This window comes from Acinetobacter sp. CY79 (assembly GCF_059515845.1).
In genome coordinates this window covers 45,952-60,969 of the sequence record NZ_JCAKMY010000017.1, presented here as the reverse complement: position 1 = coordinate 60,969, position 15,018 = coordinate 45,952, and the positions used below count along the sequence as shown (strand labels likewise).

13 protein-coding genes are annotated in these 15,018 nt (G+C 38.3%); 5 read left to right on the top strand and 8 right to left on the bottom strand.

Features of this window, described 5'->3' with window-relative positions:
* Positions 1 to 81: 81 nt before the first annotated feature.
* Positions 82 to 1,080 carry a cysteine synthase A gene (gene cysK, locus AC5YCE_RS08825; RefSeq protein ID WP_496171761.1) on the top strand — a complete coding sequence of 333 codons (999 nt, stop codon included), beginning with the start codon at positions 82 to 84 and terminating at the stop codon, positions 1,078 to 1,080.
* A gap of 186 nt (positions 1,081 to 1,266) precedes the next feature.
* Positions 1,267 to 1,605 (top strand): GNAT family N-acetyltransferase, encoded by a 339-nt coding sequence (locus tag AC5YCE_RS08820; protein WP_496171779.1) that lies wholly within the window; start codon positions 1,267 to 1,269, stop codon positions 1,603 to 1,605.
* A gap of 82 nt (positions 1,606 to 1,687) precedes the next feature.
* Here AC5YCE_RS08820 and AC5YCE_RS08815 read toward each other — a convergent pair whose 3' ends face one another.
* Together AC5YCE_RS08815 and AC5YCE_RS08810 are read right to left on the bottom strand one after the other, a co-directional pair.
* Complete coding sequence (locus tag AC5YCE_RS08815; RefSeq protein ID WP_496171760.1) at positions 1,688 to 3,322, bottom strand: long-chain-fatty-acid--CoA ligase; 1,635 nt, start codon at positions 3,320 to 3,322, stop codon at positions 1,688 to 1,690.
* A 215-nt stretch (positions 3,323 to 3,537) separates the two neighbouring features.
* The gene (locus AC5YCE_RS08810) at positions 3,538 to 4,893 is read right to left on the bottom strand and encodes a flavin-containing monooxygenase (RefSeq protein WP_496171759.1); all 1,356 of its coding nucleotides are present in this window, start codon (positions 4,891 to 4,893) and stop codon (positions 3,538 to 3,540) included.
* Between the two features lie 101 nt (positions 4,894 to 4,994).
* Here AC5YCE_RS08810 and AC5YCE_RS08805 point away from each other — a divergent pair, with 101 nt between their 5' ends.
* Positions 4,995 to 5,609, top strand: a complete 615-nt coding sequence (locus AC5YCE_RS08805; RefSeq protein WP_496171758.1) for a TetR/AcrR family transcriptional regulator — start codon at positions 4,995 to 4,997, stop codon at positions 5,607 to 5,609.
* Positions 5,610 to 5,671: 62 nt separating this feature from the next.
* Here the strand turns inward: AC5YCE_RS08805 and AC5YCE_RS08800 are convergent, their stop codons facing one another.
* A complete protein-coding gene (locus AC5YCE_RS08800; protein WP_496171757.1) occupies positions 5,672 to 6,550 on the bottom strand; it encodes an alpha/beta hydrolase in 879 nt (292 codons plus the stop codon).
* Positions 6,551 to 6,866: 316 nt separating this feature from the next.
* Here AC5YCE_RS08800 and AC5YCE_RS08795 point away from each other — a divergent pair, with 316 nt between their 5' ends.
* On the top strand, positions 6,867 to 7,550 hold the full coding sequence (locus AC5YCE_RS08795) for a phosphatase PAP2 family protein (protein ID WP_496171756.1): 684 nt from the start codon (positions 6,867 to 6,869) through the stop codon (positions 7,548 to 7,550).
* A 127-nt stretch (positions 7,551 to 7,677) separates the two neighbouring features.
* On the opposite strand, the gene AC5YCE_RS08790 is transcribed toward AC5YCE_RS08795, so the two are convergent.
* From AC5YCE_RS08790 to AC5YCE_RS08770, 5 genes are all read right to left on the bottom strand, one after another.
* Entirely contained in the window at positions 7,678 to 9,021 is a 1,344-nt protein-coding gene (locus AC5YCE_RS08790) for a sensor histidine kinase (RefSeq protein ID WP_496125496.1), read from the bottom strand.
* Positions 9,018 to 9,704: a response regulator transcription factor gene (locus tag AC5YCE_RS08785; protein WP_496171755.1), complete on the bottom strand. Its 687-nt coding sequence runs from the start codon at positions 9,702 to 9,704 to the stop codon at positions 9,018 to 9,020. Before AC5YCE_RS08785 ends, AC5YCE_RS08790 begins: the two co-directional genes overlap by 4 nt.
* Before the next feature lie 2 nt (positions 9,705 to 9,706).
* Entirely contained in the window at positions 9,707 to 11,377 is a 1,671-nt protein-coding gene (locus tag AC5YCE_RS08780; protein ID WP_496171754.1) for a phosphoethanolamine transferase, read from the bottom strand.
* Positions 11,378 to 11,466: 89 nt separating this feature from the next.
* Complete coding sequence (locus AC5YCE_RS08775) at positions 11,467 to 12,474, bottom strand: ABC transporter substrate-binding protein (protein ID WP_496125499.1); 1,008 nt, start codon at positions 12,472 to 12,474, stop codon at positions 11,467 to 11,469.
* A gap of 85 nt (positions 12,475 to 12,559) precedes the next feature.
* The gene (locus AC5YCE_RS08770) at positions 12,560 to 13,147 is read right to left on the bottom strand and encodes an ANTAR domain-containing response regulator (RefSeq protein ID WP_496125500.1); all 588 of its coding nucleotides are present in this window, start codon (positions 13,145 to 13,147) and stop codon (positions 12,560 to 12,562) included.
* Between the two features lie 462 nt (positions 13,148 to 13,609).
* Between AC5YCE_RS08770 and AC5YCE_RS08765 the strand changes: the two genes are divergently transcribed.
* The gene (locus AC5YCE_RS08765) at positions 13,610 to 14,959 is read left to right on the top strand and encodes an MFS transporter (protein WP_496125501.1); all 1,350 of its coding nucleotides are present in this window, start codon (positions 13,610 to 13,612) and stop codon (positions 14,957 to 14,959) included.
* Positions 14,960 to 15,018 lie beyond the last annotated feature (59 nt).

Below are 15,018 nucleotides of genomic sequence, written 5' to 3'. Positions count from 1 at the left end.
TTTTTTTACAAATGTTTATATATCTAAAATGAAAAAAGATTATGATAAATCCATATGTTTATGAATATAAAAGGGAAGATCATGTCTACAGATCCGCAATTTCCAAGTACAGAAAATCTAGGTATCGCAGTGTATTCAAATAATGCAGAAGCGATTGGTAATACACCTTTGGTTCGTATTAATCGTCTCATTACGGGCGGTGCAACCGTTCTTGCTAAAATTGAAAGTCGTAATCCTGCATTTTCTGTAAAAGACCGTATCGGCGCAGCGTTGATCGCTGATGCTGAAAGAAGTGGAAAACTTAAAAAAGGTATGCACATTGTAGAACCAACAAGTGGTAATACAGGCATTGCATTGGCTTTTGTTGCTGCGGCGAAAGGCTATGACATTACCTTAACCATGCCTGCAAGTATGAGTATTGAACGCCGTAAAGTGCTTAAAGCCTTAGGTGCAAATCTAGTGTTGACTGAACCGGCGAAAGGCATGAAAGGTGCAGTTGAAGAAGCAGTGCGTTTGGCGACAGAAAATCCTGAACTTTATTACTTGCCACAGCAATTTGAGAACCCTGCTAACCCTAAAATCCATGAAGAAACAACGGGTCCAGAGATCTTTGCTGCAACAGGCGGTCAAGTCGATATCTTGGTTGCGGGAGTTGGTACAGGGGGTACAATTTCAGGGATTTCGCGTTATTTCGAAAAAGTAAAAAATCAGCCGATCCATTCTGTAGCTGTAGAACCAGCAGACTCACCGATTATTGGTCAAACCAAACGTGGTGAAACTTTGACACCTGGACCGCATAAGATTCAAGGCATTGGTGCAAACTTTATTCCAGGCAATCTCGATTTAGACTTGGTGGATGAAGTCATTGCAATTGAAAACCAAGAAGCGATTGATGTTGCACGTTTGTCAGCAACACAAGAAGGTATATTCGTTGGGATTTCGAGTGGTGCTGCTTTGGCTGCTGCTAAAAAGTTAGCAGAACGTCCTGAAAATACAGGTAAAACAATTGTAGTAATTTTACCTGATGCGGGAGAGCGCTATTTATCTTCTGTTTTATTTGAAGATATTTCTGCAGACTGATTTTAAGCTGAATAAAAAAACCGACTTATCTAAGTCGGTTTTTAAATGATACGCTTTTAAAAGAAAATGAATGAGGGAATATCAATGGAAGTAGTGCACAAAAATATAAGAATAACAAATGATAAAAATGAATTAGATTGAGACACAGTTCATCAGTTTTTAACGACAACATATTGGTCTAAGGATATTCCTAAACACGTCGTAAAAAAATCAATAGAAAATTCTTTAATTGTTGGAATGCTATCGGACGGTCAACTTATTGGTTTTGGTCGAGCAATAACAGATGATGCAACTTTTGCCTATCTTGCAGATATTTACGTAAAACCTGAATTTCGGGGCAAGGGCTATTCTAAAATCATTGTAAAAGCATTATTAGATCAAAGTGGAGCTGAACATTTAAGAAGAATTCTTTTAGCAACCTCTGATGCTCATGGTTTATATCGTAAATTTGATTTTAAAAATTTAGCAAGACCTGAAGATTTTTTGGAAATTAACAGACCAAAAATATATCAGCAAAAAACCTAATACGCTTCCAATGAAAATAAATAATAGACATTGGACGAATAAAAAATCCCTAACACAAAGCGGTTAGGGATTTTAGTCTTGATTAAATTTTTTCTTCCATAAGTACAGAACCAAAGTCTTCACGTAGTTTACGCTTTAACATTTTTCCAGTACCACTGAGTGGAATCGCATCCACAAAAATCACCTTATCAGGCGTTTGCCATTTGGCAATTTTATCGCTGTAGTATTCAATCAATTGATCTTCAGTAATCTGACTATCAGGGGCTTTGACAGCAATCAGCACTGGGCGCTCATCCCACTTAGGATGATCCGCTGCAATCGCGGCAGCCATAGCAATATCAGGGTGACCCATTGCAATGTTTTCAAGTTCAACCGATGAAATCCATTCGCCCCCAGATTTGATTAAATCTTTTGCACGATCACTGATGTGCAGATAGCCATCCTCATCCATACTGGCAATATCACCCGTATCAAACCAACCATCTGAAGTTAAACTTGATTCTGATTGACCAAAGTAACGTTCAATCACCCAGTGACCTTTCACTTGCAGATTTCCTATGGTTTCCCCATCATGCGGTAGGGTATTGGTTCCATTTTCTTCATCAACCAAACGAATACTTACACCATAAGGTGGTCGACCTTGAGACAGTCGGAGTTTAGAGCGCTCATCTTCACTTAAATGTTTGTGTTTTGCTTTTAATTGGTTGGCTGTGCCAAGTGGACTCATTTCAGTCATGCCCCAAGCATGAATGGTTTCACAGCCATAAACATCTTTAAATGTTTTGAGCATTGTCGGCGGGCAAGCAGAACCACCTATCACATTACGTTTTAATGTCGTGAGCGGACTATTCAGTTTCTTCGCAGAAGCTAACAGCGCTTGCCAAATGGTTGGTACACCCAGTGCCACGGTGACTTGGTAACCATCTATGAGTTTAACCAAGCTATCACCATCTAAACCTGGTCCAGGTAAAATCATGGTGCAGCCAATCATTGCAGCAGCATAAGGTGTTCCCCATGCATGTACATGGAACATAGGAACCACAGGTAAAATCACGTCTTGTGCTGATAAATTTAGTGAATCAGGCAAGCTTGCAGCCAGTGTATGTAGAATCGTTGAGCGATGAGTGTAGAGTGCACCTTTAGGGTTGCCTGTCGTGCCTGATGTATAGCAAAGTGAGCTGGCCGTTGTTTCATCAAATTCAGGCCAATCATACTCAGGGCTATGTTCACTGATAAGATCATCATAGAAAATAACTTCAGGCAACGCTGTTTTAACCGCTTCATCATAGGCATCTAAACAGATAAAAGATTGTACCAACGGAATATGCGCTTTAATGCCTGTGATTAAAGGTAAAAAAGTCTTATCAAAAATAATCGCTTTGTCTTCGGCATCATTAATAATGAAAATGAGCTGTTCAGGAAAGAGCCGAGGGTTGATGGTGTGACAAATCAAACCACTCCCTGAAATGGCATACCACGATTCAATATGACGATGGTTATTCCATGCCAATGTTGCAACGCAATCGCCCTGAGATAATTTCAAGGCAGATAAAGCTTTGGCACCACGTTTTGCATTATCAGAAATATTTCGCCAGTTGGTTTCTAACATTGAACCATCTGTATTTTTAGAAATGACCGCAGTGTCGGGATGATAAGTTGCAGCATGTTCTAATAGACTGCTCACTAAAAGGGGCTGGAACATCATTCTTCCGTGCATTTATTTCTCCTTGATGTTTTATATTTCGAGGTCATGCTGACTTCATTTTTTGTAATAAATCGAGATTTTTTAAAATTAGAAATTTAGTTTGAAAATGTACTCATGATGAGTTCAGTGTTTTAAATGAATACACTAAATATAAGTTTGAGTAAAGGTTTATGCTCATTCACCGATGCTCAACATTACTAAATATTAATTCAACTCTAGAAGAGTCATTAAGCTGTGACTAAAGACTTTAACAATTGCTTAATGGATACAGCTGCTTTACGTTCAGGGATATATACACCAGCGGTTTTTAAGTCTGAAACAAGCTCGGCTCTGAAATCGTTATAGTCCACTTCACCAGCATGACGCTGTCCACCTTCAAAATTATAATGTGGGTTGTTAATTTCATTTTCAATTGCTTGCTGCATGTTTTTAGGGCGTTTATATTTTCCTAAAATTTCTTGGCAAGCGAGATTGGCTTGATGATCCGAAGCTGGCCATATACAGCCCAGCGGTTGAAATAAGCCAATGAAATAAAGATTGTCATGTTCTGCATGCATCATTTTGCGATAAAGAGGGAGTTTTTCAGCATGTTGGAAATCGATGAAATCTTTGTCGAAGAATGGGAATACCGTCCAAAATCCGGTACAGCAACAAATAATGTCAAATTCTGCTGAACTACCATCAAAAAAATGCACAGTTTTACCCTCCAGCTTTTGAATCGCGGGTTTGGGTTTAATTTTTCCATGACGAATATAGTCAATAAAATCTGAGTTTGCCGTTGGATGTTGTGTCAACATCGGTTTGTCATTTACAGGCAAACCAAAGTCAGCATAATTTCCTGTAAATGCTTTCACCATTTTAGTGAGTAGTCTTTGTCTGGTTTTCGGGGATAATTTTTCAAGTGCTTTGACCAATATGTCAGCCGGGTAGCCGAGCATGAATTTGGGGACAAACCATTGCGGGCTTCGCATCGAGATATAAATGTCTTTAGAAACACGCGCTGATTCAACCGCAACATCGCAGCCTGAGTTTCCAGCGCCAATAACCAAAATTTTCTTGCCACGCCATTCATCATTCACACCCTTAAAATCATGGGAATGCATCCATTTACCCGTAAATTCACCCTTATAACTTGGATACTTAGGCATCCAATGATGCCCATTGGAAACCATCAGATAATCATAGGTTTGCATGTGGTTTTCGCCCTGATTATCGGTGAATTCTACATTCCATTTTCCATCACTGTTTTTTTTGACGTGATCTACAGTATGATGAAATTTGATCTGATCATAGACGCCAAAGTGCTTGGAGTAGTTTTCAAAATACGCTTGTAAATGATCATGACGAGGGTAGTCTGGATAGTCGCTAGGCATTGGATAATCTTCATATTCAGACATGGTACGCGAGCTGATGATGTGCGTGTTTTCATAGACCGAAGAGTGGCCCGTCGCTGAATTAAACACCCAGTTTCCACCAACTTTGTCATTTTTTTCGAAAACATCGTATGAGATCCCATTTTGTTGACAGTTTTTTGCTGCGGTGATGCCTGATGGCCCTGCACCGATAATACATACACGATTCATATTCTGTTCCTTGAATATTTATTTTTATTAAAACCAACTATAGTTGGTTTTATGACTATAATTGATTTATTTTTAATCAGAAAGCTAAAGGAAAGTTTTAAATGCTGTTCGATGCAATCAAGTTACCTGTACAAAAAAGAAGTAAGGAGCGATTGGAACATGTGATTCAAACTACTGTTCAAATATTAGAAAAAGATGGACTTCATAAATGTACCATTCCCGAAATTGCTATGGCTGCAAGATTACCAAAAATCAATATTTATCAGTACTTTCCAACAGTGAATCATTTGTTCAGCATCATGGTGAAACGATATTTAGAAGCCTTACAAGCCTATGTTTTATTTAAAAATGAAGACTATAAAACGTGGCCGACAAAACAGATTACGATTGATTTAATCACCAGAGTGTCTGAATTTTATAATTTGAATAAAGCTGCCAGTATTCTGATCTTAGGCGGGCCAGTGCATGTAGATGGCTTTAACCTACAGGAAATGGTAATCGAGCAAATATCTGAGGATTTACATTATATTTTTGAAAATAAATCTCAGCCTTTGATTTTTCAAAACAAAATAGAAATCACTTATTTAATAGAAATCGTTTTTGCCTTGTTAAAACATAGTTTTTATAAGTTTGGCAAAGTCACCGCTGAGATTTTGCAAGAGTCGATCCAATTGAGCCATTTGTATATTCAATCAAAAGGTCATTCAATTGATTAAAAAGGATGGGCTTCGATGCTTCCTCAATGAATCCAGAGGTTTTTGATTTTATAGTTCGTCGCCTAATTATGCTTAAGAGAAAGTATGGAGCGGATAAAGTTGAGGTGCTGATCTAAAATCTGAGATTTAAAAGGCTCATGGAATAAGTCGAAATGACCACATTCAAATTCTTCATATTGTGCATTTGGAACTTTTTTTGCAGCCTTACGCGTAGCTTGAATCGGAATGAGAGAGTCATTTTGAGCGCCAACAATGAGTGTAGGTGAGGTGATTTTTGACGCGATTGTGGTAGGGCGATAAAGTCCAATAGTGGCTACAATTCTTGCAGGTACAGCATTCTCCCAATGAACGCTTTTTGGAATAATTGAATGATAACCTTCGTAACAATCTTCACCCGCCAGAATGGCAAAACGATCTTGAGCAACGACAGGCATGGTTTTTATTTTACCAAAAGGTGCGAGTGCTAAATCTTTTAATGCAATCAGCGTAGCGGGAACTAAATACTGTTTAGGATACAGGGTCAAACTAGCAAGACCATCCACGTGCGGAAAATTGGAAATGACAGCTTTAAATGTGGTTTGACTCGCCAAGGTCATGACATGACCACCGCTAAACGAGTATCCCCAAAGAATCATATTTTGAGTCGATATATTCAATTGATCCTTTAGATAATGAATCACGGTTTGCCAATCTTCAAGCTGACTGGTCTTATCCACTAAGGATTTGACTGAACCGGTACTTTGTCCAAAACCTGGGTAGTCAAAGACACAGACATTTAAGCCCAAATGATGATAGAACTCTGCAAACTCAGCTAATCCACATTGTTTCTCTCCGGCTAAGCCATGTGCCATAAGCAATGTAGTTTTGTCTAAATCTGCAAAATCACCATAGAAATCGGCTTGAATATGATGTTTTTTAAATGGGATGGTGATCGGGTTCATTTTGCTTATACATCCATGTATGCGTAAATTTAGATATCAAGATGAAATATAGATTTTAGTGAATTATTTAGAAATGAAGAGCGAGATCTTTATTATTGATCACATTTTAATCTATCGTGGATTTTCAATCATGTCCACACGATTCAAAGTGGATAATCATGAATTGGATTTAAGATATGTGGAATTTTAAAGTTTTATCTCAGGGTAAGAGCTAAAAGTTCAGACAAATTAAAAACAATTAAAATACAGCCATCAAAATTAAGGCTAGTTTAAGTCATTCATTATTGAATCGTATTTTTGAGTATAAAAATCAATAATGCAAAAACCGCTAAGCTTTATTTATCTCCAATTTTTACTGCTCATCATTTCACTTTTGGTTTTAATCCATTTTTTTTCGATTGGTGGAGCATTTGACCTTAAGCTCATCCAATTTTGGATGAGTCCTCAAGGGGAGTTTTTTCTTAAACATCATTGGTATTTGGATTCGTTGAATCATCAATATGTGAAGCAGCTTCTGATCATTGTGTATATAAGTTTTCTTGGGCTATGGATCGCTTCTTTTAAGTCCAGACAACTGCGATTAATGCGAGCAACCTATCTTTATTTATTTCTGATGGTCATCTTGTCGACATCGGTGATTGGAATTTTGAAATCACAATCTAACCATGCCTGTCCTTGGGATATGGTCATTCCTGCGGGTCATTCATATATGTGGCATTTTAATCAGACCGGTGGACATTGCTTCCCAGGTGGTCATGCCTCCACAGGTTTTGCCTTAATGGTGGGTTATTTTGTTTATCGAGTTAAACATCATCGTCGTGCAATATTTTATCTGATTGCAGGCATCATTTTAGGATTTGGGATGGGCTGGGCACAGATGATGCGTGGGGCACATTTTTTGAGTCATAACCTATGGACGGGCTGGATCATCTGGTTTATCAATGTATTGGTATATACCATCAGTTATCCTGATCTTAAAAAATCAGTATTTGAAAAATGAGTTAAAAGGCATGGATGCAAAAGAATTTGAATGATGGAGTACTTAGGATGAATAGATTCATCGAGCCATATATAGACCAACTGATCAATCTTATGCTGAAATTACAAAGTCTTAAATCATTAAAGTTTTAAGACACGACATTGCGAGATAAATCATTGTGTAAAGGGATCTGAACAATGACATGCAATCCGCCGAGCTGCTCACTTTTTTGAAAAATGATTTTCCCGCCGAGTCGTTCAGTCGCTTTATCTACGATCGAAAGCCCTAAACCACTCCCAGTTTCAAGGTGCTGATGGACACGGTAGAAACGTTTAAGAATTTGTTCGTATTGATCAGGCGGAATGCCTGGCCCACTATCCTCAATGTAAATGATCGCTTGATCTTGTTCTAAAAATGCTGAAACGTTGATGACGCCTTGGTTCGGGGTGTATTTAATTGCATTGTCAATCAAATTATAAATAATGGAATGTACACCAGATTCTTGACTAAGGATCTTCACATCTTCTTGTCGTTCCATGCCGAGGTCGATCTCTTTTTCAATCGCAAGGTGGATCAGCTGTTCAACGCACTGGATAGCCACCTCATTAATTAAAAAATATCGTTCGTGTTCTTGATTCAGTACAAATGCATCTTGTTTGGCTAAACTCAACAGTTGGCTGACCAAATGTTGTATTCGTGCCAAACCATGACTCAGTTTCATTAACGATGCATGATGTGGAAGTTCTCGTAATAAAATTTGTGTCTGTAAATTTAGAGCCGTAATTGGGGTTCTCAACTCGTGTGCGGCATCGGCAACAAATTGTTTTTGTTCGAGTTGTGCATCAGAGATCCGTTGAAATAAATGATTGATTTCTTGGATGCTGGGTACAATTTCAATGGGATAATGATCTGAACAAATCGGAGTGAGTTCATTGGGTTTGCGTTCAATCAGCTCAGATTTAAAATTTTCAATCGGCTTAAAACTACGTCGAATAATATAACTTAAACCCCAAATGGCGAAAGGCATAATGATCAGATAGGGCAGAAACATATTCCAAGCCAGTTCAAGCGCAAGATTCTGGCGTACTGATTTTTGTTGACTGACTTGAATTTGCAAACCTTTAAGCGGAATAACATAAGTTTGCCATTCACCATGAGGTGTTGCTTGAAGGTAAAAGCCTGAAGTGCGAACAGGGTTCACCAACAACTGAAATTGGTGAGTTAAATGGTTATTGTCTTGATAGTGCCAAACATCAACAAATAAGTCTTCTTCATAATAATGCTTAAGATGATCAAATTGAGATTGCACAGGTTGAGGATTAAATTTAGCAACACGTTCTGCAAGATTCCGCATTTGTGCATCTAAAATTTCATTGGTTTCTTCAAGCGCTATACGATACGCAGAAAACACCAATAAACACCCCATAAGCACACTAAATAACGAAGTATAAAGAATGAGCTTTTTTTGAAGTGAATAGGGTTTGTTTTTCATGATTTGATGGCTTCACTGCCAAGGCGATAGCCTAAACCGCGAACATTACGAATGAAGTTTTTACCGAGCTTGGCACGGATATGGTGTATATAGACCTCAATGGTATTGCTATACACTTCACTGTCAATGTCATACATTTTTTCTTCCAAATTAGACTTGGAAAAAATTTTATTGGGATGACTCATGAGAGGAATGAGCAAAGCCCATTCACGGTTCGAAAATTCAATAATGTCATTATCAAAATGCGCAATATGCTGTTCAACATCAAGGGTGAGATGACCATAATGTAGCTTTGGGGATTGATCAGTGGTGGTGACTTGGGCACTACGGCGAATCAACGCCTGAATTCGAGCTAAAAGCTCCTCAAACTCATACGGTTTCACTAAATAATCATCAGCACCTTGGTTTAAACCTTCCACACGATTATGTAGCTGATCCCGCGCTGAAATAATTAAAACTGGCAGTTGGCTCTGAGTTTGACGAATATGTTTTAAGACTTGCATGCCATCCATCATCGGTAAGCCTAGATCAAGCAGTACCACATCATATTTTTGTTCCGATATTTTTTTTAAACCATCAAATCCGTTATTCACCCAGTCAACTTCAAAATGATGGTATTGCAACAATGTGAGCGTTGATTCAGCAATCATAAAGTCATCTTCGATAATAAGAATTTTATACATGACTAAGCTCTCGGTGTAGTGATCGTTTGGCATTGCTGAAGCATATTTAAGTGTGGGTCAGCGGTATTTGTTTTTATCCCCAACAAATTTATCAGAGTTGGGAATAGATTGTCTTGCGATAATGTTGATTTTTGGAGTTGTGACAAGCACTTTACATCTGATGGTTGATTCTCTTGCCATTGCTTTGAGAACCACATCATCATGGGAATGTGGGTTTGCTGAGAAGGGGCAATCGCATAGGGTGCACCATGTAAGTACAAGCCACTTTCACCTGTAGATTCACCATGATCAGATAAATACCAAAATGCTGTTTGATATTTTGCTTGTTCTTTTAATGTGCCAATCAATTGACTCAAGACATGATCGGTATAGAGAATTGAATTGTCATAACTGTTTAACACTTCTTGTTGACTACAGCCCTGAATCGCATTGGTATCACAGGTTGGTTTGAAGCGTTGAAATTCAGTTGGACTACGTTTGTAATAAGCAGGTCCATGACTTCCCATTTGATGTAAAACGATGAGATGTGACTGTGGATCATGTGGAGCTAATTGCTTGAGATAGGATTTTAAGCTATCCACTAAAATTTCATCGGAGCACTCTCCATCTGAACTACACCATTTAGTTTTGAGTACGGGGGAAATGACAAATTGTTCAACACGATTACAGACATCTTTACAGCCCGAATTATTATCAATCCAAGTGACTTTGTAGCCCGTTCGTTGTGCAATATCAAGCAACCCTTCACGATGATGTGCGAGTTTGGCATCGTAATGATCACGAGTCATTCCAGAAAACATGCATGGAACTGAAACGGCTGTGGCTGTACCGCATGAGCTGACATTTGAAAAGTTGATTAAATCTAATTTAGACAGCTCGGGATTGGTTTGTTTCGCATAACCATTCAACGCAAAACTTTCTGCACGAGCAGTTTCACCCACCACCAATAGCATGATTTTGGGTGTTGATACTGTCCCAGTATGTTGAATCAGGTGTGCATCTTGGCCATAAGAAATTAGAGGCAAGTTTTCTTGCGGTCTTTGTTTTTTATAATATGACCATGATGAAGCAACGACATTTTGAGGAGAAATCATTCCTTTTAAATCACGATTTTCTCTAAATATCGCGACATAATCCACATAATAGGCAAATATAAAACCCATCAAAATCAAGAGTGATGCAGAAATATGAATGAGTTTTTTTAAAAGGGTTGTTTTGATATTTTCGGGTTTAATTTTGACTGTAAATAAAACAATTAAAGGTAGACAGATAAATAGAATTAGCCATATCAAAAAATTAAAATTTAGCAAATCAAATGCTTCACGATGATCGGTCTGCATCATATTTTGAATTTGATCAGCATTGATCACAGCACCCAAACTATTCACAAAGTAAGCACTGAGACCACCTAAAATTATCCATAAAAAAGAAAAAAGTTTGGCGTTGATTTTCCAATGAATGAGCTGGAAAATGAAATTGTAGATGGAAATGATCACGCCCGCTGAGGCGATCATAAATAGGAAATATTGAATGCCTTGATGCGTTGTCAAAGATGCGAGTTTTTGAAAAAACAAAAAATTGAGACCAATACTGAGCCACAGCGCCATACATAAATTAAATGTCGACAGGGAAACATGTGAAATTTTAGAGATTGGCTTTAATTCTTTGAACATGCCTGAAACATTAAAAATTTGGATGAGTTCATGCTAAACAACGAAACTTAAAATGTTCTTAATGATCAAGCGATTTAAATCGCTAGAAATTACTTTTCTAAAGAAATAATGCAATTGTGACTAATGTCATTAATTTGATTTTCTATGAAAATGACATCATCCCATTTCTGCATTTGAGCCATGAGCCATTTGAAGTCGTTAGGATCCGGCGAAATATCATTATCAACAAAGCTGCGAATAATATTTTGAATAGCATGGTATTTTTGGACATGAATTGTTTCAGAACATTCAAAACGGATGATATGAAATTTGATGAGTAAATCCCAAACATCCTTAAAATTTTCTAACTGCTGGAGTTCCTGCTGTGCTTTTTGGATAGCATGACATAAGGCTTTTAAGGTATTGGGGTTGCAGGTTGCCCATTCATCAGTTACCGCCAATACTTTATCTGCCACAGCGGGGATAATCGCTTGGCTAGAGATTATTTTATGTCCAATGCCCATGATTTCAGCTTCGGTGTTCCAAGGCTCACCCACACAGAATCCATCGATGTGGTGATTATTTAAAGCTTCGACCATATATGGAGGAGGTAGGGTTTGAAGTTGGATTTTTTTTGCTAAATTTTGATCAGCTAAAGCAAGCCATTCTCTTAGACAATAATGATGAATCGACTGTTTAAACACATGTGCAAATTTAATAGTTTTGCTTAAATATTTATCTTTTATCATGGCTTCAACGATTTTCTCAGCCGATATTAAAGGTGCATCCTCAGCATGGATCCCAAGCTCAAAGCAAAGTTTCTGACTTAAAGTAATAAAGGCACGATTTTGACTTAATATCAGTGGCGTTTTAAGCGGAATTCCCAATTGATCTTGACCAATTGCTGCTGCGGGAAGCATTGCGGATAGACAATGCGCCGCATCTAAAAATCCAAATGCCAAGCGATCTCTTAAGCTTGCCCACGAAGCTTCACGCACCAATTCAACATTTAAACCCACTTCATTAAAAAAGCCACGATGTTCCGCCCACAACAGTGCAATACAGTCGAGCAAAGGGATATAGCCAAGTTGGATCTGGTTTTTTTCTAAATTTGACATAATGTATTCCTGATTCATCCTGTGCCATTTTTAATGGTTAATTTCCGTTGAGTGCATTATTGAAAATTAAGTCAATTTAATCACTTTAGTCTTTAAATTGTGATTGAAGTAATGCTTGAGCATCGAGTAAACGGCGTGCCATTTCTCCCATCGTCATACGATGGCTCATGGCATTTTTTCTAAGCAATTGAAAGGCTTGATCTTCAGTGAGTGTCTGCATTTGCATTAATAATACTTTGGCTTTTTCAATATCTTTACGATCAGCAAGTTTGCATTTGGTTTCAGCCAAATCATTGATGAGTTTCTTGTGCTTTTTAAACTGTTCAATCGAGATTTCTAAAATACTGTCTAATTTAGCTGGATCAATGCCATCTACGATATAAGCAGTCACACCTGCATCAATTGCACTTCGAATGGTTTCTTTATTTGAATTCTGGGTGAAAAGCACAGTTGGCAAATCAAATTGGCTGACACAGCTTTCGATAATATCTCGGTGTGGATGGTCCATGTCCAATAAAATGACATCAGCATTTAAGCTGTTCAAATTAGTACTATTGAGATGGTCAATCGATAAGCAAGCTACGACATCAAAGTCATGTTCAACTAAGGATTTCCGAATATAAGAAGCACGTTCAAGGTCGTCATCTATAAGTGCAATTTTAAGATTTGGCATATTAAAGTCAGGGAATACCTAAAATGCAGAAAACACAAAACACAAGCAAAAAGTAGACCAAAAATCAGGTTTTTTGATTATCTACGTTCAGTTACGCACTTGTGTTCAACAGGATGGGGAGTTATATCGATTTTTTGATCGATGGTTTTGCACTAAAAAGTGACGTTGATGTGCAGATTTAAGGCAATTTTAAAAGCGTATTATTTTTATACATGAGATGAAAATGAAATCAATTCAATTTAATGGGGTAATTAAATATTTGTTTTCAGCATTTAATTCATTGATAAAAAATGACTAAATTAAAAAAATATATCAGTTGGCACACTCTATGCTTTTCCACCTACAAGTCAAAGAAGACTTTAAAAATTTGTGAGACGGCCAACGACGTCCGTTCTGATCGAATTCATTTCACCTTTGGTGCAGTGAATAATCCAATACGTTCAGTTCAGGTGGAGACGGATGATGTCTACAAATTTGAATGCTAAAAAAGTAACAAAAATTAGTTTATTTAACTTTAGTGATGCTGCGATGAGAGCCTTCCATATGAGTTGGCTTGCTTTTTTTGTCTGTTTTTTTGCATGGTTCGCTTGTGCACCGCTCATGCCTGTAATCGCAGGTGAGTTCAATTTAACCAAAGATCAAATCGCCAATATTAATATTGCAGCGGTTGCGATCACCATTCTTGTTCGTCTGATCGTTGGACCGCTCTGCGATAAATACGGCCCACGCAAAACCTATACGGTCTTACTGATCCTCGGCAGTATTCCTGTGTTTGGGGTAGCTTCAGCAAATAGCTATGAGTCATTTTTGTTTTTCCGCTTACTCATCGGTGCCATTGGGGCAAGCTTTGTCATCACGCAATATCACACCAGTATCATGTTTGCTCCCAATGTGGTCGGTACCGCTAATGCTACAACAGCAGGTTGGGGAAATGCTGGAGGGGGTGCAACACAAGTGTTAATGCCACTCATGCTAGCAGCCTTGGTGATGTTTGGTGTTGAGCAAACGATGGGATGGAGAATTGCCTTGGTTGTCCCAGGTGTACTTATGCTGCTCGTTGGTGTGATGTATTGGAAATTTACGCAAGATGCGCCGCAAGGAAACTTTAAAGAATTACGTGAGCAAGGTGTATCAGTTGGTTCTGATAAAAAAGGCGGTATGGCGATCTTAATGCATGCTGCCCGTAACTATCGGGTTTGGATTCTATTTGGGGCTTATGCAGCATGTTTCGGGATCGAAATTTTTATTCATAACATCGTTGCGATGTATTACGTGGAAAATTTCCAATTTGGGTTAAAAGAAGCAGGGATGGCCGCAGGTATCTTCGGTCTGTTAGCGCTATTTGCACGTGCTTTGGGTGGCATTGTCTCGGATAAAGTTGCCACTAAAAAAGGCTTAGATGGTCGTACGAAAGTATTGTTCGGCATGATTCTTTTCGAAGGTCTATTCCTTATTCTGTTCTCTCAAATGAATTCGGCAATGCTTGCCATCCTAGCAATGACGGTCTTCGCGCTGTTTACTCATATGGCATGTGGGGCAACCTATGCATTGGTACCCTTTATTGATCGTGATGCTTTGGGCGGTGTCGCTGGAATTATTGGCGCTGGCGGCAATGTGGGTGCTGTAGCAGCAGGCTTTCTCCTTAAAGGCATGTTAGATATTCAAACCACACTCATGATACTTGGTGGTCTGGTGGTTATCGCAGCAAGTTGCGTACTGACGATTCGTTTCTCTGTCGAACATAAAGAAAAAGAACAACGCTTATTCGAACAAGCGGTGAATGAACGGAACCTAGCAGAAGCACAAAACTGAGCCATTCATTCAATCTAGAACCTCAGCGTTAGATCAAGAATCAAAGCATTGGAGACAAA